This window comes from Luteolibacter rhizosphaerae (assembly GCF_025950095.1).
GTDB classification, from domain to species: domain Bacteria; phylum Verrucomicrobiota; class Verrucomicrobiia; order Verrucomicrobiales; family Akkermansiaceae; genus Haloferula; species Haloferula rhizosphaerae.
On record NZ_JAPDDR010000002.1, the window covers coordinates 61,551 to 88,223 of the forward strand.

At 62.5% G+C, this 26,673-nt stretch carries 28 protein-coding genes; 16 read left to right on the plus strand and 12 right to left on the minus strand.

The features are described 5' to 3' along the window. The first annotated feature begins 23 nt into the window (after positions 1-23). The 7 genes from OJ996_RS03245 to OJ996_RS03275 all read left to right on the plus strand — a co-directional run bounded on the left by OJ996_RS03245 (position 24) and on the right by OJ996_RS03275 (position 5,336). Entirely contained in the window at positions 24-746 is a 723-nt protein-coding gene (locus tag OJ996_RS03245) for a hypothetical protein (RefSeq protein ID WP_264511107.1), read from the plus strand. Positions 747-810: 64 nt separating this feature from the next. Then, positions 811-1,503 carry a hypothetical protein gene (locus OJ996_RS03250; protein ID WP_264511110.1) on the plus strand — a complete coding sequence of 231 codons (693 nt, stop codon included), beginning with the start codon at positions 811-813 and terminating at the stop codon, positions 1,501-1,503. 71 nt (positions 1,504-1,574) lie between these two features. Beyond that, complete coding sequence (locus OJ996_RS03255; RefSeq protein ID WP_264511112.1) at positions 1,575-2,270, plus strand: hypothetical protein; 696 nt, start codon at positions 1,575-1,577, stop codon at positions 2,268-2,270. Positions 2,271-2,290: 20 nt separating this feature from the next. Beyond that, positions 2,291-3,046, plus strand: a complete 756-nt coding sequence (locus OJ996_RS03260; RefSeq protein ID WP_264511114.1) for a hypothetical protein — start codon at positions 2,291-2,293, stop codon at positions 3,044-3,046. Between the two features lie 32 nt (positions 3,047-3,078). Continuing rightward, complete coding sequence (locus OJ996_RS03265) at positions 3,079-3,813, plus strand: hypothetical protein (protein ID WP_264511116.1); 735 nt, start codon at positions 3,079-3,081, stop codon at positions 3,811-3,813. A gap of 67 nt (positions 3,814-3,880) precedes the next feature. Continuing rightward, the gene (gene rlmN / locus OJ996_RS03270; protein WP_264511118.1) at positions 3,881-4,966 is read left to right on the plus strand and encodes a dual-specificity RNA methyltransferase RlmN; all 1,086 of its coding nucleotides are present in this window, start codon (positions 3,881-3,883) and stop codon (positions 4,964-4,966) included. A gap of 1 nt (position 4,967) precedes the next feature. Then, positions 4,968-5,336 carry a hypothetical protein gene (locus OJ996_RS03275; protein ID WP_264511120.1) on the plus strand — a complete coding sequence of 123 codons (369 nt, stop codon included), beginning with the start codon at positions 4,968-4,970 and terminating at the stop codon, positions 5,334-5,336. Between the two features lie 2 nt (positions 5,337-5,338). Here OJ996_RS03275 and OJ996_RS03280 read toward each other — a convergent pair whose 3' ends face one another. After that, positions 5,339-6,253: a histone deacetylase family protein gene (locus OJ996_RS03280; RefSeq protein WP_264511122.1), complete on the minus strand. Its 915-nt coding sequence runs from the start codon at positions 6,251-6,253 to the stop codon at positions 5,339-5,341. 114 nt (positions 6,254-6,367) lie between these two features. On the opposite strand from OJ996_RS03280, the gene OJ996_RS03285 reads away from it, so the two are divergent. From OJ996_RS03285 to OJ996_RS03295, 3 genes are read left to right on the plus strand one after another with little or no spacing between them, the layout of a single operon-like run. Further along, positions 6,368-6,679 carry a DUF485 domain-containing protein gene (locus OJ996_RS03285; protein ID WP_264511124.1) on the plus strand — a complete coding sequence of 104 codons (312 nt, stop codon included), beginning with the start codon at positions 6,368-6,370 and terminating at the stop codon, positions 6,677-6,679. Positions 6,680-6,691: 12 nt separating this feature from the next. Beyond that, entirely contained in the window at positions 6,692-8,308 is a 1,617-nt protein-coding gene (locus OJ996_RS03290) for a monocarboxylic acid transporter (protein ID WP_264511126.1), read from the plus strand. A gap of 56 nt (positions 8,309-8,364) precedes the next feature. Next, complete coding sequence (locus tag OJ996_RS03295; protein WP_264511128.1) at positions 8,365-8,685, plus strand: hypothetical protein; 321 nt, start codon at positions 8,365-8,367, stop codon at positions 8,683-8,685. A gap of 3 nt (positions 8,686-8,688) precedes the next feature. Here the strand turns inward: OJ996_RS03295 and OJ996_RS03300 are convergent, their stop codons facing one another. The 5 genes from OJ996_RS03300 to OJ996_RS03320 form a co-directional block, all read right to left on the minus strand. Then, positions 8,689-9,048: a hypothetical protein gene (locus OJ996_RS03300; RefSeq protein WP_264511130.1), complete on the minus strand. Its 360-nt coding sequence runs from the start codon at positions 9,046-9,048 to the stop codon at positions 8,689-8,691. A 10-nt stretch (positions 9,049-9,058) separates the two neighbouring features. Further along, positions 9,059-9,769, minus strand: coding sequence for an SGNH/GDSL hydrolase family protein (locus OJ996_RS03305; protein WP_264511132.1), 711 nt, complete (start codon positions 9,767-9,769; stop codon positions 9,059-9,061). Continuing rightward, the gene (locus OJ996_RS03310) at positions 9,766-10,110 is read right to left on the minus strand and encodes a rhodanese-like domain-containing protein (RefSeq protein WP_264511134.1); all 345 of its coding nucleotides are present in this window, start codon (positions 10,108-10,110) and stop codon (positions 9,766-9,768) included. Before OJ996_RS03310 ends, OJ996_RS03305 begins: the two co-directional genes overlap by 4 nt. A gap of 131 nt (positions 10,111-10,241) precedes the next feature. After that, entirely contained in the window at positions 10,242-11,360 is a 1,119-nt protein-coding gene (rsgA, locus tag OJ996_RS03315; RefSeq protein WP_264511136.1) for a ribosome small subunit-dependent GTPase A, read from the minus strand. A gap of 55 nt (positions 11,361-11,415) precedes the next feature. Then, positions 11,416-12,633: a class I SAM-dependent RNA methyltransferase gene (locus tag OJ996_RS03320; protein WP_264511139.1), complete on the minus strand. Its 1,218-nt coding sequence runs from the start codon at positions 12,631-12,633 to the stop codon at positions 11,416-11,418. A gap of 68 nt (positions 12,634-12,701) precedes the next feature. On the opposite strand from OJ996_RS03320, the gene OJ996_RS03325 reads away from it, so the two are divergent. Then, a complete protein-coding gene (locus tag OJ996_RS03325) occupies positions 12,702-13,022 on the plus strand; it encodes a hypothetical protein (RefSeq protein ID WP_264511141.1) in 321 nt (106 codons plus the stop codon). Here the strand turns inward: OJ996_RS03325 and OJ996_RS03330 are convergent. Further along, positions 13,012-13,299: a hypothetical protein gene (locus tag OJ996_RS03330; RefSeq protein WP_264511143.1), complete on the minus strand. Its 288-nt coding sequence runs from the start codon at positions 13,297-13,299 to the stop codon at positions 13,012-13,014. The genes OJ996_RS03325 and OJ996_RS03330 overlap by 11 nt on opposite strands. A gap of 239 nt (positions 13,300-13,538) precedes the next feature. On the opposite strand from OJ996_RS03330, the gene OJ996_RS03335 reads away from it, so the two are divergent. Together OJ996_RS03335 and OJ996_RS03340 are read left to right on the plus strand one after the other, a co-directional pair. Beyond that, a complete protein-coding gene (locus tag OJ996_RS03335) occupies positions 13,539-14,057 on the plus strand; it encodes a TlpA disulfide reductase family protein (RefSeq protein ID WP_264511145.1) in 519 nt (172 codons plus the stop codon). 53 nt (positions 14,058-14,110) lie between these two features. After that, positions 14,111-14,983 (plus strand): DUF4328 domain-containing protein, encoded by an 873-nt coding sequence (locus tag OJ996_RS03340; RefSeq protein ID WP_264511148.1) that lies wholly within the window; start codon positions 14,111-14,113, stop codon positions 14,981-14,983. Positions 14,984-14,999: 16 nt separating this feature from the next. On the opposite strand, the gene OJ996_RS03345 is transcribed toward OJ996_RS03340, so the two are convergent. Next, positions 15,000-15,827 carry a hypothetical protein gene (locus tag OJ996_RS03345; RefSeq protein WP_264511150.1) on the minus strand — a complete coding sequence of 276 codons (828 nt, stop codon included), beginning with the start codon at positions 15,825-15,827 and terminating at the stop codon, positions 15,000-15,002. 132 nt (positions 15,828-15,959) lie between these two features. Here OJ996_RS03345 and kbl point away from each other — a divergent pair, with 132 nt between their 5' ends. Next, complete coding sequence (kbl, locus tag OJ996_RS03350) at positions 15,960-17,156, plus strand: glycine C-acetyltransferase (RefSeq protein WP_264511152.1); 1,197 nt, start codon at positions 15,960-15,962, stop codon at positions 17,154-17,156. A 68-nt stretch (positions 17,157-17,224) separates the two neighbouring features. On the opposite strand, the gene OJ996_RS03355 is transcribed toward kbl, so the two are convergent. The 3 genes from OJ996_RS03355 to OJ996_RS03365 all read right to left on the minus strand — a co-directional run bounded on the left by OJ996_RS03355 (position 17,225) and on the right by OJ996_RS03365 (position 21,889). After that, positions 17,225-17,923, minus strand: a complete 699-nt coding sequence (locus OJ996_RS03355) for a DUF4956 domain-containing protein (protein WP_264511155.1) — start codon at positions 17,921-17,923, stop codon at positions 17,225-17,227. 2 nt (positions 17,924-17,925) lie between these two features. Further along, the gene (locus OJ996_RS03360) at positions 17,926-21,174 is read right to left on the minus strand and encodes a hypothetical protein (RefSeq protein WP_264511157.1); all 3,249 of its coding nucleotides are present in this window, start codon (positions 21,172-21,174) and stop codon (positions 17,926-17,928) included. A 61-nt stretch (positions 21,175-21,235) separates the two neighbouring features. Then, positions 21,236-21,889, minus strand: coding sequence for a response regulator transcription factor (locus tag OJ996_RS03365; protein WP_264511159.1), 654 nt, complete (start codon positions 21,887-21,889; stop codon positions 21,236-21,238). A 95-nt stretch (positions 21,890-21,984) separates the two neighbouring features. On the opposite strand from OJ996_RS03365, the gene OJ996_RS03370 reads away from it, so the two are divergent. Then, positions 21,985-22,404: a globin family protein gene (locus OJ996_RS03370; RefSeq protein ID WP_264511161.1), complete on the plus strand. Its 420-nt coding sequence runs from the start codon at positions 21,985-21,987 to the stop codon at positions 22,402-22,404. A 10-nt stretch (positions 22,405-22,414) separates the two neighbouring features. On the opposite strand, the gene OJ996_RS03375 is transcribed toward OJ996_RS03370, so the two are convergent. After that, positions 22,415-24,061: a sensor histidine kinase gene (locus tag OJ996_RS03375; RefSeq protein ID WP_264511163.1), complete on the minus strand. Its 1,647-nt coding sequence runs from the start codon at positions 24,059-24,061 to the stop codon at positions 22,415-22,417. A 186-nt stretch (positions 24,062-24,247) separates the two neighbouring features. On the opposite strand from OJ996_RS03375, the gene OJ996_RS03380 reads away from it, so the two are divergent. Then, on the plus strand, positions 24,248-26,671 hold the full coding sequence (locus OJ996_RS03380; protein ID WP_264511165.1) for an autotransporter-associated beta strand repeat-containing protein: 2,424 nt from the start codon (positions 24,248-24,250) through the stop codon (positions 26,669-26,671). Positions 26,672-26,673 lie beyond the last annotated feature (2 nt).

Here is a 26,673-nt window from a genome sequence, read left to right on the forward strand (position 1 = left end):
TGTTCCTACTCCTCATCGTGCTGATGATCAGCCTCGCCGTGGGCTTGGAGGTGGTGATGGGGATTTATGAAGCAGCGTTCCATCTCGCGCTAGGGTTCATCTTCTTCTTGGTCCAAGAGGGGCCGCCCTTTCTTGCCAATCGCGGCGTATGGCTAGCCCTTCTCTTTCTCCCGCTGTTGGCATTTGGTGCGGCGCGCGTGCTTGGCGGGAGACGGGCTGGCCGAGGTGCAGGGACCTGCACGTCACGTCATCTGCAAGCCCTTGCAACAATACTGCTGGCGCTGTTCGTGGCTTCGCTGGTCATCAGCGGAGCCTTCGGAGCCTTGAAGGAACTTACAAGGCATCGCGTGTTTGCAAGTGCCAATGGCATCGAAGGCTACGAGAATAGGCTGATAGCCTCCGAACTGCAGAAGGCCCTGCAGGAGGTCTCTGAAACCCGGGACCATTTTCCGGACTCGCTCGCCGAACTTGAAGCCGGATTGAGCAAGGACTGGATCTCGGCCACTTATCGCGATCCCTATGCCGAGGAGCTACCGGAGTTGCCCATGTATCTCGCAGCCGGAGCTCCCACCTCGCTTGATCCCTCTTTTCCCGTTTTGATTTCGGCCCGCCACCGATCAGGGGGAAGGAAGTGGCACCGGACGGTTTTCACCATGAATGGCGTGGAGCACCATGTCGAAGAGCCGGAGATCTCCATCTGGGTTCAGCGTGCCTTGGACGCACGCCGGGCTCATTCCTCCCCATGAACTTCACGCGCTCTTCACCCACCTCGTCTTGCCAAAGCTTCCCTAACAAGATCATCCTATGAACGTGGCAAACCCTCGACAAGCTCCAGCCCTCGGCCCGCTCGTCCTGGCCATCTCGATCTTCGGCATGAGCCAAGCCTCCGCGGGCATGACCGTGGTCACGCTCACGGACATCGCCCGGGCTAGGCTGGATGCGCTTTCCTTCTTCCTCGTCTCCTACCTGCTCATCTGCTGGGTGGTAAAGCTGCTGTGGAACTATCTCGGCAAGACCTTCACGGTGCTGCCCAAGCTGAACTACACGCGTGCGCTCGGGCTTGTATTCCTCTCCGGGATGATGTTCTATGTCGTGCTCACCATGATCTCCGGTGCGCGCGAGTTACTCACGCCCGGCGCATGGGAGAAGCAGGGCATCGGCTACCGCACCCGGGAAGGCCAAGTCGCCACCCTCACCAAGGACGACCGACGCAGCAACCTGCGCAAACTGCAGGAAGCAATCTGGGCTTATGCGAAGGAGCATGGAGGCAAGGCTCCGCCCGGACCTTTGGTCGCCGGCATTGAGCCGGACCTCTGGCGCTTTCACGGCGGCGGGCTCTATTGCCTCATGCCTGAAGTCCGGCCCGGAGTGGGACGGGAAGTGCTTGTCTACGAGCCATCCACCGCCGGCGGCAGGCGCTTCGTCCTGTTGGCTGATGGCAATATCGAGGATCGCGAGGAGGGGACCTTGAGGCGTGATCTTGATGACCAGATGAAGAGATGAACGAGGGATGTGACATCGGATCGAAGCCGGGGCGTCCTCGCATCGGCAGGGTGGTGTCGTGCCTCGCTTGGATGTTTCTGCTTCTCCTCGTCGGTGCGATAATCGACTTGCTGCCCCTACTTGAGCTGCCTTTCCGGCTCGTCTTTGGCTGCTTGTTCCATTTCTGGAATCTAGTTCCGCCCATGCTTTCCCAGTGGAAAGCCGTGGCTTCTCCATTCGTTAGCCTGGCGATCATCTTGCCACTGGCGCATCACTTCTTCCGCTGGTTTGCCATTTCACGTGGAAGGACCCTTTGGAGATTTTCCCACAGCCTCGCGATCGTGGCCTTACTCTTCGCCGGAAGCGCGGCAGCCATCGCCATGAGCGGGATCACCCATCAGGCGGCTTGGATGGCGGATGTCCCTTGGTGGAACCATCGTGGACGTGGCGAGGTGAGCGAGGCCATGTCGCGGATTCGTGATCTCCAAGTCGCGATGGCAGAGTTCTATTCAGAGCATGGTCGCTATCCCGAATCCTTGAGCGAACTGGAGAGCCGCATCGAGGGTTTCGGGCGTGCATCCACCATGCCAGCAGGACTCGCGGGAATCCCGGAGTCTTTTGTTTACCTGAAACCGGAGACAATGGAGGCGGCCGCTCCACCGCTGCCGATACTGGTTTCCCCCTTGCTCGGATCGGGACGAGTAGCTGTGGGCTTCAACGATCATTCGGTCAAAGCTCTGCACGTCGAGGACCTTGAATCGATTCTCAACCGGGGGCTAAGGCCATGATTGAGGGGCGGATCCATACCATGAAGCGCGCCTTGTTACTGCGACTTTGGTATCTTCCCGCGCTGGCGATCTTCACCATGTTCGGCTTCTCTGCCCTCAAGGTGGACTTCCTTCCGGAGATCAGCTTCCGCGTGGTGTTCGGCTTCATCCCATTCCTGAAGGACGCTCGAGCTGAAGCGGTTTTCGATCCCCGCTGGCTTCCTTGGATCCTCGCTTCATTTGCGGCCATCGTGGTAACACACCGCCTCCTCGTATCGCGCAAAGGGAAGGTAGAGCGGCTAGATGGTATCGGCACCTCCCTGTCTCTAGCCTCAATCCCGGTGCTGCTTGCTCTATCGATTTCTGTTTTGGGAGGATTCTGGACCGCGTGGAGAAGCGTGGTGACAAGACCGATGGCCATTGACTATCCCGATAAGGCCGGTTCCCAACTCCGATTCGGCATGGAGCTTCTTCGAAGCAAGGCCTTTAACCATGCATCCCGCGCGAACGGGAGATTTCCAGATCGCTTGGAAGAACTGGATGAATGGGCTCCTTACTATCTCGAGCGCCTGCGGTCGTTCTCGAGTGACGCCGGACCTGGGGATCCACTGATCTACCTTGGGGCCGGTCTGGGACCGCAGTCGGACCGGAATCTTGCGCTCCTGATCACCCCGCGATTTGAAGGCGATGAGGGCGAAGAGCGTTGGCTCGTTACCATCGGTGGGGAGGAAAAGAAAATCAGTGAGGAAGAACTGGATGGATGGATCCGGAGTTCACTGGAGGGCCGAAAAAGATGAGTGGGAAGCGTCAACGTAGTATCTCGCCCGCGATGGTGCTTGTATGCCTGCTCGGGATTCCGAGCCTTCTATTCCTATTCGTTCTCGGGACGTATTCGGGGCATACGCAAGCGACCCTCCGTTTCCTCGGCGGCTTCTATTTCTTCCTGCGGGAGAATCTGCCGCGGATCTCCAGCAACGCCGCCACTTGGGTGCCGGGGATCGGAGCCTTTTTTTTCGGCACGGTGGGGATCCACCTGCTCTTCGCCAAGCAGGCGAAGCGGAGAGGACTTCCGTGGTGCTTTGGAACGAGCTTCGCGCTGGCTTCGATTGTTCCGGCTCTCTTCGTGATCGCCTTTCTGGTTCCGGGGATCCTGCTCCAGCTACGGGCCATCGCGAGAGATCCGGATTGGTTTCGTCGCGAAAGCTCCATAGCGAGTTCCTTGATCGTCCACGATTACCAGCGCATCGGAATCGGCCTGTTCGAGTATTCGTCGGAGCATGAGGGGCGCTTCCCGGATTCGTTGGAAGCACTGGCCCAGCAGTCCGAGGGAGGGGAGGCGATGCTCTATCTGAAGGGTGAACCTCCCATCTATCTCGGCATCGGCCTCACCGAGCGCTCGGATCCCGGTCTGCCGCTGCTGATTTCTCCGGAGTTCTCGGACCGCGGGATAGCTCGGCGCTTGGTGCGCACCGTCGGCTGGGACGAGAAGTTCATTCCGAGTGCCGAGGCGGATGTATGGATCTCCCGTGCCTTGGAAGCGCGGCGCAAGCTGCCCAAGGAATAACCGGGGTCCGCCCTCCTGCGTGACTTTCCGCATTGGACGCGGGTCGATTCCCGGTCATGATCCGCGCGTGCTCCCTGCGCTTACCGGCTACGATCCTGCCGCCTTGGAGGCCTATTTGGCCGCCCAGGGGCAGCCTGCATTCCGCGCCGGACAGATCCTCGATTGGATCTGGAAGAAGAAGGCCGCCTCCGTGGAGGCGATGAGCAATCTTCCCGGGGCGCTGCGCGAGAAGCTTTCCTCCTCCTTCCGCCTCCACGCTCTGGAGCACGCCACGACCCAGGGCAGCGGCGACACCACCCGCAAGTTTCTCTTCAAGCTTCAGGACGGACGCTATGTGGAGAGCGTTCTGATCCCGGCGAATCCCGCCCTTTACGGTGAGCGCTCGGATCGTCGCACCCTCTGTGTCTCCTCGCAGGTCGGCTGCGCCTACGGCTGCAAGTTCTGCGCCTCCGGGCTGGCCGGATTCAGCCGCAATCTCGAACCCGCGGAGATCGCGGGTCAGGTGCTGATGGCCGAGCGTCTCTCGGGCGAGCGCGTGGATAATCTCGTGTTCATGGGCATGGGTGAGCCCCTGGCGAATCTCGACAACCTGCTCGCGGCGATCTCGATCATCACCTCGCCTTGGGGGCTGCACCTCGGCGCACGTCACCTCACGATCTCGACCTCCGGCCTTGTGCCGCAGATCCGCAGGCTCGCCGAGCATCCGCAGCAGATCCGCCTCGCGATTTCGCTCCACGGTGCCACCGACGATGTCCGCGGCCAGATCATGCCGGTGAACAAAAAGTGGGGCACCGCCGAACTCTTCGACGCGCTCGACTACTGGAACTCTCGTAAAAAGCAGCACCTCACACTGGAATACATCCTGATTGAGGGCGTGAACGATCACCTCGAGCAGGCTCGCATTCTTGCGACCCACGCCCGCCGCCTGAAGGCGAAGGTGAACCTGATTCCCTACAACACCGTTGAAGGGCTCGATTGGGTCCGCCCTTCCGAGAACCAGTGCCGTGCCTTTCGCGATATCCTCAAGAACGCCGGCGTCTCGGCGACCCTCCGCTTGGAGAAGGGCCATGATATCGATGCCGCCTGCGGCCAGCTCCGTCTCAAGCAAGAGACGGAGGAGGGGATTATCGAAGCGCCGATGAAGCGGAAGTGATTTGAGGCCGAGTTCCTACCAGCTCCGGATTTTTTGTAGGGATACCTTGGAAGTCGCGGCGCTCTTGGGCGTCAGTATTGATGTCGAAGCGGGAGACTTCCTCGATACCTGCTTCATTCTCACGCGAGAGATTGCCGAAGACGGGCCTTACATTGATCACATCGCTGGGTTCCTTGCTCTGCTCGATGGGAAGTTTGCGGATCTGGGAGAACTCGGTATCAGCCGATCCGATATCTCGATCTGGCTACTCCGAACCTATCGCGATCAGTGCAACATGGAGTTTGCCCCGCAGACCTTGCTTCACTTGGGAGAAGAGGGCCTGGCCTTGTGCGTCTCGTGTTGGCAGGAGAGTGGTGAGGCCAGAACCTGAGCTCACAGCCCCCGGAACTCCGTCGCCAGCTTCTTCGCCGTCGCCACCGTATTCCGGTGGATCTTCGCCGTGAATTCCGCCTGGCGGTTGTAGCCGCCGCCATACAGCACCGCCACAGGCACCCGGTTGCGGATGAAGGCCCGCAGCAGCACGTCGTCGCGCTTCTGTAGATCCTTCACGGAGAGATGCATCTGCCCGAAGCGATCGTTGCGATGGTTGTCCGCGCCCGCGATCCAGATCACCAGATCCGGTGCGAAGGTATCCAGCGCCGCTGCCAGCGTGCTGAAGAGCTGCTTGAGATACATTTCGCCCTCCACATAGCGCACCGTTTCCACATCCATGGACCCGGCGATCTTCTTGGTCGGATAGTTCCGCCCGACGTGGATTGAGTAAGTAAACACCCGCGGGTCATCCCCGAGCAAGGCCGCCGTACCGTTGCCCTGATGGGCGTCGGTATCCACCACCATCACCTTGATGCCCGGCTGCCGCGCCTGCAGGTCGCGGATCGCGATCGCGATGTCGTTGAAAACGCAATAGCCCTCTCCATGCTCGCGGAAGGCGTGGTGAGTCCCGCCCGCCAAGCAGACGGCCACTCCCTCGGTCAGCGCCGCGTGGCAGGCCTGGCGTGTGGCCTCCACCTCCGTCGCACTGCGCTGGTAGAGCTGCGGTGTGACCGGCAGGCCGAGCTGCACCTGCTCCTTACGGTCGAGCAAGCCGGAGTAGATCCGCTCCACGTAGGTCGGGTCGTGCACCGCCTTCAGCAGGTGGCTGTCCGCCACTTTCACCTCGACGATCTCCTCCGGCCTCAGGATTCCGCCTTCCAGGAGCATGTCCTTGGAAATACGGAACTTCTCCATCGGGAAGGGATGGCCCGAGGGGAGCTTGAGTTCCAGATCTGCCGAGTAGAAGCAGCGCATCGATGCCCCCACCGAACCACAGGGAGGGCCCCTTGCCCAATGGATTTTCCCTGTGGCATCACCCCCTTGCGTTTTTGACACGCTTCCCCCCGGCTGCTAGGCCTGCGGAAATCCATGTCAAACCCGACCAAACCCGATTGGGAGGCGCTCGCCGCGCGGCCCGACTTCGCCGAGCTTCTCGCGGCGAAGAAGCGCTTCATCATTCCCTGTTGCGCCTTTTTCCTCATTTACTATGCGGCGCTCCTCTACTTGGTCGGCTGGCACCCGGAGCTGATGAAGAAGCCGCTGCTGGGTAAGATCAACGGGGCATATCTCTTCGCCCTCTCCCAGTTCGCCATGGCATGGGGCATGGCTTGGATCTACATGCGCAAGGCGGCTCAGCTCGATCGCATGGCCGCCGCCGTCATCCGCGACGAAAAACACTGATCTACCGTTGCCATGACCATTGCCATGTTCCTCGCCTTCGTGGTCGCCACGCTGGGCATCACTGTCTGGAGCGCCCGGAAGAATACCGGTTCCAGTGCCTACTTCGCCGCCGGTCGCTCGATCACCGGCTGGCAGAACGGCCTCGCCGTCGCCGGTGACTACATGTCCGCCGCCTCCTTTCTCGGCATCTCGGGGATGATCGCCTTCTTCGGCTACGATGGCTTCATGTACTCGGTCGGCTTCCTCGTCGCCTACCTCACGGTGCTCTTCATTGTGGCGGAGCCGCTGCGGAATGCCGGTAAGTACACCATGGCCGATCTCCTGGCCTACCGTCTGAAGGCTCGCCCCGTCCGGGCCGCGGCTTCGCTCAGCACGCTCACCGTCTCCACCTTCTACATGGTCGCGCAGATGATCGGTGCAGGGGTGCTGGTGAGCACCTTGCTCAAGGACTATTCCTGGATCACGCCGAACTCCGCCATCGCCGGTGTCGGCGTCCTGATGATCGTCTATGTCGTCTTCGGCGGCATGCACGGCACCACCTGGGTACAGATCATCAAGGCGATCCTGCTGATGACCGCCACCTTCGTGCTGAGCTTCCTGGTGATGAAGCAGTTCGATTTCAGCTTCGCCAAGTTCTTCGATGCCATTGCCCATCTCACCTACACGGACGCGAAAGGCAACGAGGTCACCCGCAACTTCCTCGATCCCGGTTGGAAGTTTGGAGCGGAAGCTACCGCCAAGACCGGCGGCTGGGGTCCGCTCGATCTCTTCTCGCTCGGCCTCGCGCTGGTGTTGGGCACCGCCGGACTGCCCCACGTTCTGGTGCGCTTCTACACCGTGCCGGATGCGAAAACCGCGCGTGTATCGGTGGTTTGGGCGATGGTGATCATCGGCATCTTCTACATCCTCACCACCTTCCTCGGGTTCGGTGCGGCCACCCTGCTGAAGCCGCACAATATCGCGAACGAGAACATGGCGGCGCCGGAGCTCTCGCACTTCCTCGGTGGCGACATCTTCTTCGCCTTCATCTCCGCGGTGGCCTTCGCGACCATTCTCGCGGTGGTGGCCGGGCTCACCATCAGCGCCAGCACCTCCTTCGCGCATGACTTCTACACCAATGTGATCAATCACGGGAAGGAAGTGCCGCAGGAGAAGGAAGTGCGCATCGCCCGCATCGCCGCCTTCTTCGTCGGCGCGATCTCCATTATCCTCGCGATCGTCTTCCAGAACATCAACGTGGCCTTCCTCGTGGGCTTGGCCTTCGCGGTGGCCGCCTCGGCCAATCTTCCCGTGATCGTGCTCTCGGTTTTCTGGAAACGCTTCAATACCGTGGGTGCCGTGACGGGGCTTCTGGTCGGCTTGGCCGGCAGCATCCTTCTCATCGTCCTCAGCCCGAGCGTGATGGGCATCGATGGTCCGGAGGTGGCTGCTTCAAAGCGCCGCTTGATTCAAGCGGCCGCGATCTTCCCACTCACCAATCCGGGAATCGTGAGCATCCCGCTCGGCTTCCTGGCCGCCATTCTGGGCACGCTCTTCAGCAAGCGTGAGCCTGAGTCCGAAGCGAAGTTCGCCGAGTTCAGCGTGCGCGCCCATACCGGTCTCGGCGCGGAGAAGGCGACCGATCATTGAGCTGGATCTTTCGGCCCATGGCGCGCCGCTACCGGCGGGGCTAAGGGGTGGGGTGTATGAAAACTCTGCGTTTCTACATCCACCCCGAGTGCCGGCGCTGTCGGAAGCTCAGCCTCTTCCATCACCGCTTTGATTGGCTCGATCGTTTCGAGCACACCACCGCGGTGCCGAAGACCGGTGAACTCCGTCCCGGTCAAGTGGTCGCCCAGCATATCCCCACCGGCGAGTTCTACCAAGGCCACCGGGCCATCCAGGAACTCTGCCGCACCATTCCTCTCTACCGGATCTTCCTGCCGCTCTTTTGGCTTCGCCCTGTTAGGGAAAAGCTCGACCGCGATCTCGACGGCTGCACCGATGGCGCCTGCGGTTTTCCCTGATTCTTACCAAGCAGACCACCGGATCAGCTTGGCCGTGACCATCACCAGCAGTGGCAGGAAGAGCCAAGCCCAGCCCGCGAGTCGCACCACCCTCTCGGGAGTCGCTTGGTCCATCTTAACGAAGGGATCGAAGCGGAGGCCCGCCTTCCCGAGGATCTCCGGCTTCCAGATGCAGGCGAGCGGCAGGAGATGGAAGGCAAGCGTGCGGATCGCGTAGCCCAAGCCGCTGGTGTGGAAACTGATGCCCACCCAGATCGCGACCACCGTGCCAGCCGCTGTCAGCTCGGTCCGCGAAGCGCCGGAGCGCGCGTAGTCGGCTTGCTCGTCAAAGCTCCACTTGGCCTCGTCATCTCCCGACGGCATGGCCTTCATTCTAGAGAACGCCGAACATGCGGGCAATCACCTTCGCCGCGATCTCGTGGCCTCTCTTGTTCGGATGATTCCCGGTCGCGAGCAATCGCTCCTGCCGTGTCCCTTTCAGCGCTGCTTTCCATGCGACCAGCACGTCGCCGACCGGCACTCCCTCTTCCGAAGCCACCTTGCGGATGATCGCGGCGCGGATCTCCAGCGGCTCATCGGGAGCATCGTAGCGCGCGCCATCGGCTCCCGTCGGTGTCAGGAAGACCACCGGCACCCCCTTCTTCTTCGCAGCCCGCGCCATCGACCGCCAGGCTTTCTCCACTTGGGCCTCCGGCATGCGCCGGTCGTTGAGTGCGTAGTCGATGAAGATCACGTCGGGCCGCAGGCTCAGCACATCTTTCTCGAACCGTGCCGCACCCTTCACGCTGTCCTCGCCACCGATCGCGGTGACGATCGCATTCATCACCGCATGCGGATTCGCCTTCTGGATCTTCTCCATCGCCATCAGCGGATAGGATTCGAAAGGCTTCACCTCCGGCGTCTTGTGATAGCCCGCAGGCACGCTATGGCCGTGAAAGATCACATGGATCGTCCGGTTCTTCGGCCAAGCAACTTTCAGCTCCTGAATCAGCTTCGGCGGCAGCGGCGACTCCGCCGCATGGCTGGCACATCCGGCCAAAACCAGCAGCGGCAACCAGCACAGGACGCGGAGCGGGGCGATCACTTGCCCTTCACTAGCGTTTTACCGGCCTTCTCCCAAGCGATGATTCCACCCTCCAGCTCGGAGACCGCGGTGAATCCCGCTGCGCGCAATTGCTGTGCCGCCTTCTCCGAGCGCTTGCCGCTACGGCAGTACACCAGCACCGGCTTCTTAGGGTCCACCGTCGCCTTCGCTTTCTCCACAAATCCTTCCTCGCCGAAGGTCACCCGCTTCGCTCCCTTGAGATAGCCGGTTTCCCACTCATCCACCGTGCGCACGTCGAGGATCTGCACGCCCGAGCTAATTTGCTTCTCCGCCACCTCCACCTTCACCGGTCCGTTCGGCGGCGCTTCTTCTTTGGCCATCGAAATCATCGGCAGGAGTGCAGCGGCAGCAATAGCGAAAAACCTCATAACCATATTCCTAACCTGAAAATCCTCCCCAACAACCTCTTCCATTCAAAGTTCGGAGTTCAACGTTCAAAGTCCGCAGTTCCTCACTCCCAGTCCCCCTTCTCGTCCTTTTCCAATTGGATCCGGTCGTTCAGGTTCCGCGCCTTCACCCGGTGGTTCCGCTTGGCCCAGCGCTCCACCGTCATCTGGCGCTTCTTCGCCAGCTTCCGCAGCTTCAGGATCTCGTCGTCCAGCCGCAGGAAACTCTCCAAGCGATGTAGATCCAGCGTGCCCTCCGCCACCGCCGCGCGGATCGCACAGCCCTTGTCGTTGCCGTGCTTGCAGTCGGCGAACTTGCATTCGAGCGCCATCGTTTCCACGTCGGCGAAGCTCTCGCGGAGCGTCTGCTCGTCGGTCCACATCTGGATCTCCCGCATCCCCGGGTTGTCGATCAGCATGCCGCCGAAGGGCAGGGGAACGAGTTCGCGCGAGGTCGTCGTGTGGCGGCCCTTGCCGGTCACGTCATTCACCTCGCTGGTCCATTGCCACTCCTCGCCGTAGAGCTGGTTCACCAGCGTGGACTTGCCGACTCCGGAGGAACCTACGACGCACATGGTCACGCCGTCCTTCAGATAGGATTGCAGCACCTCCAGCCCCTCGCCGGTGAGGGCGCTGGTCACATGGATGTCCGCATCGGCGGAGAGAGCGCGCAGTTCCCGCGCACAGGCTTCGTTGTGCTCTGGCGGGCACAGGTCGGACTTGTTGATCAGCACCACCGCCTTCGCCGCGCTGCGACCGATCAGCGTGAAGTAGCGCTCCATGCGCCGCGGGTTATGGTCCGGGCCGGAATCGGTGACCACCGCCACCACATCCACGTTCGCGCCGATCACCTGTTCCTCCACGCTCTTCCCCGGCATCTTGCGGGAGAAGCAGGACTTCCGCGGCAGGCTCGCGCGGATCACGTGATCTTCGTTCTCGCCGCCCAGCTCCACCGCCACCCAGTCGCCCACCGCCGGCAGATCCGCATCCGTCTCCGCGTCGTGCCAGACCTTGCCGGAGAGCACCACGTCGATCTCCTCCACGTCCTCGGGATCTTCTCCCACGAAGGCGCTGTAGTTGATCGTCGTTTCCCGGATCAGCCGCGCGGGGAACCAGCCCTTCGCTTCGTAAGGAGCAAAAGCCTCGGCAAAAAAGTCATCCCAACCCAACTCGGCGAGCGTCATCCGTGGCAGAGCCTAGGGGTGAATCGCCGCACTGTCGATGCCTGCCGCGTCCCACTCATGCGCGGGTCAGGGTCATTACGCATTCCAAGTGCCGCGTGTGCGGGAAGAGGTCGAAGGGCTGCACCTTCCCCAGCTTGAAGCCGCCTTCCTTCAGGATCGCCAGATCGCGCACCTGAGTCGCCGGGTCGCAGGACACGTAGACCACCCGCGCCGGGGCGAAGGCGATGAGCTGCGCCAGAAACTCCGGCGAGCAACCTTTGCGCGGCGGGTCGATCAGCACCGCTGTCTCGGTCGCAGGAAACTGGATGTCCGCGAAAATCGCCTCGGCGGATGCCGCCATGAAAGTCGCGTTCGTGATGCCATTCGTCTCCGCATTCCGGCGCGCCCAATCGGCGGCGGATTCATTTACCTCCACCCCCGCCACCTGCTCGAAGTGCTTCGCCAGGGTCAGCGCGAAGAGGCCGGAGCCGCAGTAGGCATCCACCAGGTAGCGTGCCCCGCCTTCGCAGGCCTCACCCCCTGCGTGTCCGGTGAAGGCGGGCAGGATGAAGGGGTTGTTTTGGAAGAAATCGCCCGCCAGGAAGTCGAAGGACAGCTCGCCCACGTGCTCGGTCACCACCGCGTTCGGGTTCGTTTCGACCCGGCCTTCGGTCGCGCGCAGCAGCAGGGTCGCGCCTTTCTTGAAGGACTTCGCCCGCTGCCGGATCGAGGCCCGCTCCCGCGGCAGCGCGGCATTGATCTCCGCCATCGCGATCGGGCACTGTGGCACGTCGATGATCCCGCTGCGGCGGCCGATCGGCAGGAAGCCGATGCCCTCGATCTCGCCATCGCGTGGACGGTCGAAGTGAGGCGTGATCTTCGAGCGGTAGTTCCAGAGTGCGGGGGAGGGGATGCAAGGCTCCACCGGGAACTCGATTCCCGCCATGTGCTGTAACAACTCGCCCACCTGCCGTGTCTTCCACGCCAGCTGCGCCTCGTAGTTCAGGTGTTGGTACTGGCAGCCGCCGCAGGTCCCGAAGAGAGGGCAGCCGGGCTCGGTCCGCTCGGGGGCCGGCTCGAGCACTTCCATCAGGTCCGCCTGCGAGCAGTTCTTGTCATTGCGGAAGACTCGCGCCTTCACGAGCTCCCCCGGTAGGCAGAAGGGCACGAAGATCACCCAGCCGTCGATCCGGCCGATTCCGATCCCCAGATTGCTCAGGGCATCGATCCGGAGCTCGATTTCCTGATGGTAGGCGAAGGGATGGGGATGGAATTTCTTGGGCGGGCGCTGCATGCGGAGCCTCCGGGTTAGGGCCCCCGGGGGCGCTTGCCAAGCGGCAATCCCGGCGGCAGATTGGAGACATGAAGGCGGGAATCCTCTTCTTCGCGGCAATCACCTCTCTGCCCGCGGCCGCGGCGGAGAAGACCGTCTGGTATGATTCGAAGGGGAATGTCGCCCTCGTGGAGAAGGAATCTTCCAAGATCCCCGAGCCCTTCATCCCGCAGTGGGTGGCCCGGGAAGAACGCCGGGACCGCGCCTTGAAGGGGAGCCCGGGCCCGCGTCGGAGCCGCGGCTGGTCCAGCACTTGGAGCTCGGCCTATCCGACGTACGGCTCCGCCTGCTACCGTCAGGCTTACCCGCGCTGCCATCGCCCGGCGGGCTGGCGCGTGATCATTCGCTAGCGTCCGGTGCCTTGGCCCGCACCGTGGGGCCATCCTGCTTCGGCTGCTCGGTCGTTGCCCGCATGTCCCGGGCATCCGGCAGCCGTTGGGTCAGGTCCGGCAGCAGCTTGGGCGCCCCCTGGTTCACCATCTGCAGCGGGGCTACAGGCGTGTCGTCCACCCGCGTCGGCTTGTTCCTCGGCTTCGTCATCGGTTCTTCCGGTACCTCCACGGCCTTGGGCGGCGGCGTACAGGCGGCGAAGAGACAGGTCAGTGCGAGAATGCAGGTGAGACGCATGACAGGTTTTCGGGACGGGCCGGGACGATGGCCGAGCTGGAAGGGCTTGGCAATGTAGAACATTCGGCGTTTCCCGGGGCCGCAAAATGGCCTCGGACGCCGCTCCGGGCGCGGCGATGATCAGTAAGTTTGGCTGCTTTCTCCCGATTTCAAGATTTCTCGCCAAAGCCTGAAAAAAGATAAAGAAAGCCCGCCAACAGACTCGTTATCCACGGGTTGGATCAAAGACAGCACCTACCATGAAAGCGATTACCTCCATCGTCGCAGCGCTCTGTGCGCTCGCACTGCCCGCCATGGCGGACAAGAAAGACAAGGATGCGGCGTCCGTACCGGACACCACCCTGAGCAAGGCCCAGATCCCCGCCGAAGTCGTGAACGGCGTCGAGTTCGACAAGGCCTCCCTCGAAGGCAAGGTCGTGGTCATCGAGGAGTGGGGCGTGAATTGCCCGCCTTGCATCGCCAGCTTGCCGGACATGGCCAAGCTCGCGAAGCGCTATGAGAAGAAGGGCCTCATGGTCATCGGTCTCGAGCGCCAGCAGGGCTCCAAGGAAGAGATCATGAAGCTCCTCAAACCCGCCCGCGTCCAGTATCCAGTCTTCTCCGGCGGCTCCAGCGGCGTCGCCAGCGATGGCATCCCGCACGCCTGTGTTTTCGGCGCGGATGGCAAGCTGATCTGGCACGGCCACCCGATGGACAAGGAGTTCGAGGACTCCGTGAAGGACGCCCTCAAGGCCATCAAGCCCGTCGCTTCACGCTAATCCGGCCAGACTTTTCCCAAGCGCCGCTTCCTTCATGGGAGCGGCGCTTTTTCGTGTCCCTTCGACCGGAGGCGGCAAAAATCAAGATGTGCGGACGGCAGATAGATCGTTACGATCGCTCTATTCCGGAGATGCATGACGACCCCGATCTAAATCCTTATTCTCCTCCGGCGGCGGCTTCCGGTGCCGCGGCCCCTTCAGAGGGGACCGGGCCGCTGAAGGATCCGCGTCTCTTGGGGCGGTTGGCGACCTTCAGCGCGGGAGCTCTGTTCGTGGTGAGGCTGCTTATCCATGTCTTCCCGAACGCTGAAGTGGTCGAACTCTTGGAGAAGATCCAAACGGTGAGTTCGGTAACGACCATGGTACTCTACCTATGGTGGCTTGCGCGCTGCGCGAAAAACACCGCGGTGATCGATCGTCGGAATCAGACCGGTCCCGTGTGGGCGGTCTTTTGCCACTTCGTCCCGGTAGCAAACTGGTTTTCTCCCTGTCTGGTGCTGCGGCGGATCGCGATAACCACCTTCAAGCATCGGGCCGCTGCCGGGATCGGGTACATCGTGATCGCTTGGTGGTTTCTTCTGGTGTCGGCCATTATCCTGGAAGGGATAGAACCTCAAGCGGGGGAACCGATCATGAGTGCCGCCTACTTGGCGCCTTGGGGTTCTCTCGGGGCTCAGGCCTTGGCATTCGCATGTTTTGCATACCTGTTGGCCCGCATCGGCTCTGCTCAAGCTGCGTTCCGGTGGCCGGACCTCCCCGAGTCCGATCGGCCTGGATTCGTCCGATGGTCCGGGCCACGGTCGGCCCCCCGGATGCTCCCGAATGCAAAGGTCACGCGCATTCCGCCGCGCCGTGAACCAGCGTCGCAGCCTCGACGTCTTGCACCACCGCCGCGAACGCAACCCGGCGACGTCAACGAGGCGTAGGGGATAAGATCTCTTCTCAGCCCTCGGGATCAATCCTTACCAGCGTGACCCAGCGCTTGTCGCTGTGCTTCCCGTCCAGCTCGCGCGGTGGTTCCATCACGGAGAGCAAGCGCCACTGGCCTTCCTTCAACCGAATCAGGCCCCCGGTCCGGAAGGAAGCGAAGGCTGGCATGGTGAGATCCAGGCTTTCGTGGCCGAAGTGATCCGCCCCTTGGAACGCCACGTCCTCGAATAGCACCGCCAGGTCCCAGGTCTTCTCTTCCACCGCCACCGCTTGAGCCACCGCAGAAAATGAGGTCCCGGTATTCCGTGTCTCGAACGAGGTCGGTGTCGCCGTGGTCATCAGCCTCTCCAAGGACTCCGGAAGTGTTTGAGGCGGAGGCTCGGGCTTCTCGGTGATCGGTCCGCAGGGTAGGCTCGGCGGCTCGTATTCGGTCGGGTAGATTCGCTCCGAGATCGCTTCCGCCTTCATCTGGGTCGAGGCATCCGCCCCGGTGACCGGGCTATGGATCAGCCTTACGCCTCCCGCGCCGGTCAGGCATTCGGCGCGGAGGGCGGCCAGACTCTCGGCCCCTTGGAGATCGTCCAGGCGCTTTGCCACCTCGATCGCGGGAGCCTCCCAGGTTTCCAGTCGCACCCGGAGTGGCAGGCGGCGCTCCTTCTCCCTGTCCGCCGGGAAGCGCATCACCCGGGAGCTGTCATCGGAGCCATCCAGAAATTCCCAAACACCACCGCCATGGACGCCCAAGTTTTCGGGTAGCGGGTCCGGTTCGGGTGCCACCTCCTGGGCGATGGCAAGGGAGGGAAGCATCGAGCAGAGCACGAGGGGGAGAAGTCGGGTCATGGCCATGTTGTCTGAAACGGATGACCCGCTCGTTCTATTCGGTCAAAATGTGCTCGGGACCCCTTTCCGCAGCTTTCCTGCGCGAAATCCGCATTCCGTCGCGCGCCGTTCGCGTTCATAAGAAGCCCCGTCATGTATTCCGACGCGCTCGCTTCCCACCTCCGCACGACGCTCTCTGAAATCGAATCCGCCGGGCTCTACAAGCGCGAGCGGCTCATCGATTCCACGCAGAACTCGACCGTGCGCCTGAAGGACGGCCGCGAGGTCATCAACATGTGCGCGAACAACTACCTCGGCCTCGCGGATCATCCGGAGGTCGTCGCAGCTGCCCGCGCCTCCGTGGACCGCTGGGGCTTCGGCATGGCCAGTGTGCGCTTCATCTGCGGTACCCAGACTCTCCACAAGCAGCTTGAGGAAAAGATCTCCGAGTTCCTCGGCACGGAGGACACCATCCTCTACCCGAGCTGCTTCGATGCGAATGGCGGCCTCTTCGAGGTCCTCCTCGGCCCCGAGGATGCGGTCATCTCCGACGCGCTCAACCACGCCTCGATCATCGATGGCGTCCGCCTCTGCAAGGCCAAGCGCTACCGCTACGCGAACAACGACATGGCTGATCTGGAAGCCCAGCTCAAGGCCGCGGATGCCGATGGCGCGCGCTTCAAGCTCATCACCACCGATGGCGTGTTCTCCATGGACGGCATCATCTGCGACCTCGATCAGGTCCACGCCCTCGCCGACAAATACAACGCCCTCGTCCACTTCGACGACTGCCACTCCACCGGTTTCCTCGGCGCCCGCGGCCGCGGCACTCACGAGCACTGTGGCCTCTTCGGCAAGATCGATGTGACCACCGGCACTTTGGGCAAGGCGCTCGGTGGTGCCTCCGGTGGCTATACTTCCGGCAAGAAGGAGATCATCGAGCTCCTGCGCCAGCGCTCCCGCCCCTACCTTTTCTCAAACACCATCGCCCCCCCGATCGTCGCCGCCTCGCTGAGGGTTTTCGAAATGCTCGAAGCTTCCACCGAACTCGCCGACCGCGTGAAGGACAACACCACCTACTTCCGCGAGGCCATGGCCGGCACCGGCTTCACCATCGCCGGGAAGGACCATCCGATCTCGCCCGTCATGCTCGGGGATGCCGCCCTGTCCCAGAAGTTTGCCGACAAGCTGCTCGAGCACGGCGTCTACGCCATCGGCTTCTTCTTCCCCGTCGTCCCGCAGGGCAAGGCCCGCATCCGCACCCAAATCAGCGCCGCCCATACCCGCGAGCAACTCGATAAGGGCATCGAAGCCTTCGTGAAGACCGGCAAGGAGCTCGGCGTGATTTGATCAAGGAGGGGGTGCGTCTCGCGCCCTATACCTTCTCGAATGGTAACGTCCTCCCCCCCAATCTTTCGCTACCTCTCCAGATCGAAAGTCTGGTCCGTCGGCTCCAGCAGGATCCGGTGGTTCCCACACACCTCGTGCAGTGCTTCCACCAGCACCGGCAGACGGGTCCCGTCCTTCAGCACCACGCCGTATCGCACCAGCGTCCGGTCGCTGCCGTCCTGCGGCACGGTCGCCATCAAGCGGCTCTCCAGCGTGTGGTTTGCGAAGACCGGCGAGAGGATGCTCTGAAAATCCGAATCCGCCGCCAAGCTCACCGTGAGCATGTGCGATGAACGCTTCGGCGCGAAGGCATTGCGCGAGTGGAGATAGAAGATCACTCCTGCACCCAGCAGGGTCACGAAGGCGGCGGTGAAGTAATGCCCCGATCCCGCCACCATCCCGACCGCGATCGCGAAGAACGCGAAGGCCAGGTCCATCGAGCGTCCGACACTCGATGGAAAGCGGATCAACGAAAAGGCCGCGAACATCGCCAGACCGATCGAGACGCTCTTGCTTACGACCATGATCAGCGCCGCGGTGACCACTGAGATCATCACCAGCGTGTGCGAGTAGTCCTGCGTGTGACCGGCACCGCGCGCGGTGAAGCGGTGCAGCCAAGCGATTCCGCAGGCCAGCACCACCGTCACCAGCAGCGCCAGCGCGGCCGATCCCGGATCAATCGCGTTCGGTGGAACCATCCACTCCGGCAGGGCGAGGGCGAGCTGCATGATCAGAGGCGGGTGAGGTTCAGGCGCAGGAAGCGCTTTGCGTTCGGCGCGATGCTTGCCTCGCTCAGGCGGACCACGATCGTTTCTGTTAGACCGTCTCCATTGTCGGCGGCCGAGACCTGCACCAAGCTCGCAGATCCCCAAGTCGTGAGATCGGGAGAAGCTTGCACGCGATAGCGCAGACCATTCGCCGTGTAGTCGCCCGGGCTTCCCGTGCCGCCTTTCTGTCGCGAGAAGGACAGCGCCAGATAGTTCTGCCCGCTGATCTGCATCACCGACGAAACCGGTCGGGCCGCGGAGGAGACCAGGCCCGGATTACTCCCGAAGCCGAGCTCCAGCAGGTTGGCCAGGCCGTCTTGATCATCGTCCACCGCGTCATCCAGGAAGCCTCCCAGATTGTGCCGCCCCGGAGTTCCCGCCGGCTCTACCACGGCTCCGGTATTGTCGAAGCGCTTGGAGGGATCGAAGGCCGTCGAGTCTCCCGTCGTCCCCAGGATCCCGCCGCCATACCACGCCGCCGAGCTGTTAGGCACCAGATCTGCCACCCGGCCGCCACGCGAAAGGTTGTCCGGGCGATAGCTGCCCTGAGAGAGATTGGGGAAGCCATAGCTCGCGTTGCCGAAGGCGATGGCGTCCACCACCTCCGTCCAAGGCGTTGAGTCCAGGACATCGTCGTTGGTCGCATCCAGATCCTGTCCGAGTTTACCGGTGAATCCCCTCACCAGTAGCAGCGCGATCCCGTCGTTGCTGGCCAAGGCGTCCTGACCCATCCCGACTGGATCCGCAGTCGCGGTCGGCAGTGACTTCACGGCCGCGAAAGGACCGCCGCTGTCATAGCCATCGCCCAGCAGCAGCAGGCCGTTCCGTCCCGTGGCCAGCGAGTCGAGGTTCCACACCCGTGAGATCTCGCCGATGTTGCCCAACCCGTCCTCACCCGCGCTGGTGTCGATCGCGATAAGCGTCAGGTCGTTCGCCGATTGCGAATCGATCGCCGGCGAGATCAGCTCCACGAAGTCGTAGTTCTGATCGGCTCCCGGTGGGTTGATGTTCGCCTCGTTGATCAGCAGTGCCAGAGGGCGCGGCTGCGCGGCATGGTTCCGCTGGCCCGGGGTCACCGCGCCGGTGAAAGGTCCGAAAGTCGTACCCGGTGCATAGGCCAGGCCGCTGCCGCTCGCCCCGCCATACCATTCACCGCTGTTGCTGCCTACTTGCGAGAGATTGCCGGGTTGCGTCGGTGGATTCACCACGCTCACCGCGGGATGTGCCAGCGGCCCCAGCGCGATGCCGTTCGTGATGGTGAAGCCGATCCCAGCATCGATCACCCCGTCGTTGTTCGCATCCAGATCCATCCCTGCGGAACCGCTGAAGCCCGTGACCAGCAGCACGGCGATGTCTTGGTTCGGCAAACTCCCCGCCGTGAAGCCGACAGGACCGCTCTCCACCGCCGTGTCCGCGCGCACCGTCCCCGCCGGAAAGATTGCACCCGCTTGGGTCGCGAAGTTCTCGCCCAGCAGCAGCAGTCCGTTCGGGCCGGTCGAGTAGCCGTTCAAGTCGTAGGCTTGTAGTACTTGCCCGCGATTCGCCGCCGCGGTTGAAACTATCAGAAGCGAATTCCCCTGCGTCGGGGCGATCTTGTCCCCCGCACTCGCGATCTCGATGAATTCCGCCGCCGCCGTCGCCGGGGCGAAGTTGACTTCGCTCACCAGCAGTGGAGCCGTCGCCGGTGCCGCGGAAAGATTCGCCCGACCGGGTGTCGCATGCCCGCGGAAGCCGCCGAAGAAATGAGTTCCGAAAGCGATGTTCAGGCCGTTCTCCCCCGGATGGCTGCCGCCATAGAAGGCCGCTGCACTGTTCGCGGCGGTATCTCCCGCCTTCCGCGAGATGTTGTCCGGCAGATAGCCGCTCTGCGTCAGGTCCGCTGTCGCATAGGTCGCGCCGCCGCCGTCGAAGCCCACGCTATCTTTAAGCTCCTCCCACGGCGTTGCATCCAAGATTCCGTCGTCGTTCAGATCCAGATCCTGCAGCGGGCTGCCGCTGAATCCTTTTACCAGCAGCAGGGTGAAGCCCTCGTTCGTGCGGTCCAGCCCGCATACCCCGGCCTCGCGTGCCCAGATTTCGTTACCGATATCGCTGTTCCCCAGTTTGATCTCGTCCGGATCCGCACTACTCCCGATGTCCGAGAGGATCGTCGCGGCATCCGTGTGATCGCGCCACGGCGAGAGGCCGTCGTCGTAGTCCTGGCCGATCAGCGCCAGCCCGTTCGCGCCGAATTCCACTTCATCCAGCGCCCAGGCCTCCACAATCACACCCAGCGAGCGATCCGACCCACAGGTGGCATCGCTGTTAGAGTCCGTGTTCACCACCAGCAGGTGATAGCCCTGCCCCGTGGTGGCACCTCCGCCGACCTTGATCAGCTCGATGAACTCATTGTTGCCGTCCGAACCCGGCGGATTCAATCCCACCTCGTTGATTCGCAGATCGGCCAGCACCGGTGCCACGTTGGGTGCACCCGGGGTCGCTACCGGATTCGGGTCGGTCCCGAAGCGTCGTGTCGGGTGAAACGACACCGAGGTCCCGGTCGAGCCGCTGATCTCCCCGCCGAACCATGCCGGTGCGCTATTCGCCGTGAAGTTGCCCGCCATCCGCGAGACATTCCCCGCCGAGTAGCCGCTCTGGTTCATGTTCGCGATCGGCGTGGGCGGGTTGCGCGGGTCCACCCCGGAGAGCCGCTCGTTCAGCCCCACCGCATCGTGCAGGTTGTTTTTGATGCCCGTGTTCAGCGTCGTCTCCGCGCTGCTGATGTCGGTCACGCCCACCGTCCCTCCGAAATTCTTCACCAGCAGGATCGACCACGCTCGGTTTGGCTCGATCAGCCCGTCCTTGTCCGGCGGGATCGCGATGCTGCCGAAGGCCGTGCCGGGTGCCGTGCGCCCCGCCCATGGCCCGCCGTTGGTCGCGGCGAAGTCGATTCCCAGCAACAGCAGACCGTTGGTGCCCGTCGCCAGACCGGTCAGGTTCCATGCGCCGTCCACCCGGCCCATGTTGTTCCCGTCCGTATCCATCAGCAGCACCCAGTAGTCGTCGGTGCTCTCCACCCCACCGCTCGTGCTGATGATCTCGATGTATTCGTAGCCCACTGCCCCGGCGGCATCGGTGCCGGGCGGATTGGCATGGACCTCGTTGATTCGCAGGGCAGCGGCGGCCGGCAGGCACGCGGCGAGCAGGAGGGGAAGGGCGCAGAGGGTTTTCATGAGGGTGCGGAAGCGCACCCTTGCCACGAAACATTACGGGAACATGACGGGCGGCCGGAAATCAGCCTTTTCTAGGCCTCCCCAGCACCTCCACCGCCTGCAGCGCCGCCGCATTCCGGTTCTCCACCCCCAGCTTCGCGAAGATGCTGCCGAGGTGCTGCTTCGCCGTTTTCTCGCTCATCCCTAGGATCGCGGCCACATCCGCGTTGCTCTTTCCCTGCGCCACCCACAGCAGCACTTCCGCCTCGCGGTTCGTCAGGCCGAAGCTCATCAGCGGCTCGTGCGAGGAGAAATCCGGGTGGAAGCTGCCATTCGAGGCGGCCTCCTGCACCCGCGCTTCCACCGCCTCCGCCCGCGCCAGACGGGATTCCACCGCGGCGAGGAGATCGTCGCGGTTTACCGGCTTCACCAAGTAATCGTCCGCGCCGAAGTTCATCCCGATCCGCACATCCGCCTTGTCGCTGCGGGCAGTCAGGAAAATGAAGGGGAGCGTGGCCGTGCTGCTCTCGCCGCGTAGCGTCTGCACCACCCCGTGGCCATCTAGCTCCGGCATCATCACATCGCAGATCACCAGATCCGGCTTGTCGCGCAGCGCCGCTTCCACGCCGATCCGCCCGTTCTCTGCCGTCGCCACCGTATAGCCCTCCATCTCCAGCATCAGCGCGAGGTTCCGCCGCATCGGGGCTTGGTCTTCGATCACGAGAATCTTCTTCATGGCTGGGAGTGGCGGCATCCTGCACTTTTGCGTTTGAAAATCCATCCGACTAAAGTCGGAGTGCGCGAAATCCTCTCCGGTGCTTGAATAGCGGGGTGTTGACCGCCGATCAGATCCACCGCGTGCGCAAGTCGTTCATCCAAGTCGAACGGCAGTCCCATGTCGCCGCCCTGGTGTTCTACCAGCGTCTTTTCGAACTGGATCCGAGCCTGCGCCCGCTTTTCAAGACCGACATCGAACTCCAGGCCCGCAAGCTCATGGAGATGCTCGGCGCCGCCCTCAGCCTGCTCGAGCGTCCCGGCGAGCTCACCTCGACCTTGGAGGATCTCGGGGCCCGCCACGTGGCCTATGGCGTGAAGAGGGAGCACTATGCCACCGTCGGAACGGCCTTGCTCGCCATGCTGGAGACCGTCCTCGCCCGCGACTTCACGGCTGAGACCCGCCTTGCTTGGACGGATCTCTACGCTCTGATCGCGGAGACGATGCTGCGTGGCGCAGCCCACGCCGCACGCTGAGTCCGGCTGTCTAACACAAGGGAAGCCTCACATTCACCGAGGTGCCTTCGCCTTCTGCCGAGACGAAGTCGATGCTCCCTCCGTGAAGCTCGATGCAGCGCTTCGCGATCAGCAGTCCCAGACCGCTTCCCGGGATCTCTCCCACGTTCGTTGCCCGGTGGAAGGCTTCGAATAGCCGCGCCTGATCCTTCTTCGGGATGCCGATGCCGCGGTCCGCCACGCGGAAGAAAAGCTCCGGTCCCTCCCGCTTCACCTCGAACTCCACCGGACTTCCCGGTGCGGAATACTTCGCCGCATTCGAGAGCAAGTTGGAAAAGATATGGCGCAGCAGCGGCTCGTCCACCTCCGCCTCCGATAGATCGTCTTCGATGGAGAGCGTTACCGGGCACTTGCTTCCGCTAGCGCTCAGGGCCTCGTCCTTCAGCTTCCGGCACAGCGCTGCCAGATCCGTTGGCACCGGACTGAATCCCAGCTTGCCGGCATCCGCCCGGCCCAGCACCAGCACCTGCTCCATCAGGTCGCCCATCCGCCGGGTTGCCTGGTGGATGTCCTCGAAGAGCTCGCTCCGCCTCTCCTCGTCCAGTCGGTCGAAGTAATTCCGCAGCAGCTCCACGGCGGACATGATCACGCCGAGCGGCGTGCGGAATTCGTGCGAAACGATCGAGGTGAATCGCGATCGCAGTTCGCCCAGCTCCCGCTCCTGTTCCAGCGCCCGCCGCATCGATTCCTCCGTGCGTGTCTGTTCCGTGCGGTCGATCACCGTGGCCACCACCCGTTCGCTCCGCTTCCCCGGCATGCGCGCCAGGTGCACGGAGCAGGGAATGAGATGGCCGTCGCCATGCACGTGGGTCCAGTCGAAGCGCGGCTCCTCGCCAGAGAGAGCCATCGCGATCTTCTCCTTGGCGGACTCGGCGCTTGGTCGTCCGTCCGGCTGATGCTCCGGGCTGAAATCCGCCGGACCACCGGATAGCAGCGAAGTACGATCCACACCGTAGAAACGCAGCGCGCTCTCGTTCGCCTCGACGAAGAGTCCCGTGCCCATGTCCACCACCACCGTCGGTGTCGGGCTGTGCTCGATCACCGTGCGGTAGCGCGCCTCGCTCTCCCGCAGCGCGATCTCCGCCCGCTGCCGTCCGTCGATCTCCACCGCCAGCGCGATCCACTGCGCCACATAGCGGGCGAAGTCCACTTCCGCTGCCGTCCACTCGCGCACGGATCCTACATGCTCGTGGCATACCACGCCGAAAAGCTGGCCATGCCGGTGTACCGGTGCATCCAGCATCGAGGCGATCCCCAGCGGCGTGAAGTACGCGCTGCGGAATTCCGCCAGCCGCGGATCCGCCATCGAATCATGGGATACCACCAGGTTCGATCCTTCGTTCAACGCACCGAAGTAGGCGGGATAGGTCTTCGACTCCAAACGCAGCGGGGTCTCGTCGAAGCTGCCCGTGGAGAGATAGTATTGAAGATCGCGACGGATGGACCGCGCGCCTCCCTCCATGCTCCAGTAGCCTACACGCTCCACTCCCAGCGTTGTTGCGCTTTGCCGCAGCAGGTCGCGCAGGATCTCATCCAGCGGCAGCGCGCCGATCCTCTCGATCAGGAAATCGAATTGCTCGCTGGCAGGTCGTTGCGGGGAGGATGAATCGGAGCTCATGCGGATGAGTCCGCAGGTGATAGCGCAGCTCGCAGCGCGTGGGAAGAGTGCAGATCATCCGCGGCATCCGACCAAAGTCGGATCTCTTCGCATCATGAGAGGCGCTTTGTCCGCCGGAGGTCCTATTCCGTGTTTTCACGAAGCATGGGATGAAAGACGCAGATCAAGACACCGCCTCATCCTCTCATGAAAACCATCCGCACCATCCTCCTCCTCTCCTTGCCTGCCGCCTCCTTCGCCGGCACCCACGTCTGGTCAGGCGCAGGCTCGAACACCCTCTGGAGCAATCCCGCCAACTGGTCCTCCGGCGGCGTCCCGGTCGCCGGTGAAGCCGCTCCCGTGAAGCTCGTCTTCCCCGCCAACGCGACGGTCAAGAACAGCAGCCCGAACGTCAGCAACTTGAAGGTGGATGCCATCGAGGTGGATCTCACCTCGGGCCACTATGTCTTCTCCACCGCTGGCATCCCCGTGACTCTCACGGGTGTGGCAGGTGATAACTTCAAGCTCACCGGTCCCTCGGGAACCGTCACATGGCAGCCCGCCCTCAGCTTGCAGGCCACTTGCCGTATCAACCTTCTGGGCTCCTGCACGCTCGATCTCCAAGGTGTCGTGGCAGGCAACGGCGGTATCACCAAACAAGGAGGCGGCTCGCTCCGGTTCAATGCCGGCGGTGCCGCCAATAGCTTCACCGGTCCGCTGCGAGGCGAGAGCGGGTCCATCTACTTGAGCAAGATCGCCGGAACTCCCTGCTTCGGCGGTAAACTTCAATTGATTGGCGGCTCATGCACGATCGGAACATCGCACCAGATTCCCGATTCCGCCGAGATCGAACTCGAGAACGGAATTCTCTCGGCTTCTCCCGCCAGCTCCGGAACCGTCGTCAGTGAAACCATCGGGAACGTGTCGATCGCCGGCAATTGCACGATCCGCGCTTACACCGATTGCACGATCGTCCTCGGCGGCACCGTGACGACCTCGGAAACGATCAACTCGGGTGCTTCGATCTTCACGACGGGAAACGGAGTGATCTCTCTGGGCGCCGGTGACCGGACTTTCTCGATTCCTCTGGCCAATTCCCAGATCTCCATCGCCGCTCCGATCGCGAACGGCATCACCGCGACCGGCATCGTGAAAACGGGTGCGGGATCTCTCCAGTTGAAAGCGGCTAACACTTTCACCGGAACGGTGGATATCAAGGGCGGCCGGCTTGACATCTTCAACGCAGCATCCTTGGGCACCGGCGCGGGGGTCACTCGTGTTCGCGAGGGTGCGACCTTGCGGATCGACGATCCTATCGTGGTCCCGGCATCCGAGAAGATCTTTCTGGATGGAGCGCTCGAGTCTTATGACTCGGCCGAGGTGGCCGGAGAGATGGTGCTCGGCGGTAGTCCGGCAATGGTTTCGAGCTCCTCGAAAGTCTTGAAGCTTTCAGGTGTTATCTCGGGCACTACCGGACCTTCCATCCTCAACGGCGGCACCGTGGAGTTCGCGGGGTCGCAGCCGAACACCTACACCGGCGTTACCATGGTCCGGCCTGGTGGCGTCCTTCAATTGGCCAAGAGCAATGGCAATGCGCTCGTCTCGCCTGTTCAGTTGGAGCTGGGCACGCTCAAGCTCGCCGCGGCCAATCAGATCGCGGATTCGGTGCCGATCTGGTTTGCCAATGGAGGCATCTTCGACCTGAACGGCTTCAATGAAACCGTGCTTTCCACCTTCGGCCTCACCCAAGGTCTCATCAAGCTCGGCAGCGGGACCTTGACCCTCACCACGGATTCCTCGGCGCAGATGGGCACGGCCAGCGAAGAATTCAGGGTCACTGGCACCGCGTCCTCCGCCATCCGGAAGAAGGGAAACGGATTCCTCACCATCTACCGCAATCCTGAGATCGAGAACGGCGATGAGCTCACCGCCCTTCATGTCGAGTCCGGCAAGGTTGCGCTTTATGAGCATTGGCAGGGCCCGATCTTCGTCACCGGAGGCTCTCTCGAAGGCGCGGCAGAGACTGGCCCCATCACCAGCCAAGGCGGAAACCTCAAGCTGACGAACATGCAGTCGAAGGGCGTGACCAATATTGGAAGCTCCGGATCCTACACCTGCAATCTTACCAGCGAGGTCCCGGGCACCGGCTTCGGTACCATGAAAATCACCGGGGAGATCAATCTCACCGGAATGACGCTCAATCTCTCCCTCGGCTATCTCCCGATGAACGGCTCGACCTATACCCTCCTTGAGAATGATGGAACCGATCCCGTGATCGGAAGCTTCAACGGCCTTCCGGAAGGAGCAATGGTTGTCGTCAATGGTCAGGTCTTCAAGATCACCTATAAGGGTGGCTCGGGAAAAAACGACGTGATGCTCCGCTTCGCTGGTGTGGGTACCCCCGGCCCGGAAATCACCTCCGTGGTTCATCAACCGGACGGCAAGGTGAAGATCGAGGTCAAATGGCTTCCTGGTAAAACGGTCAACTTGGAACGGGCAATCGGAAACGGCTTCGAGAACTGGAGCGTCGAAGGCAGCTTCACTCTGGACGCCGCCGGCAAGGCCACCATCATCAAGAACTATTTCTACTCGCAGTCCGAGTTCTTCCGTCTGCGCACGAGCCCTCAGTGAAC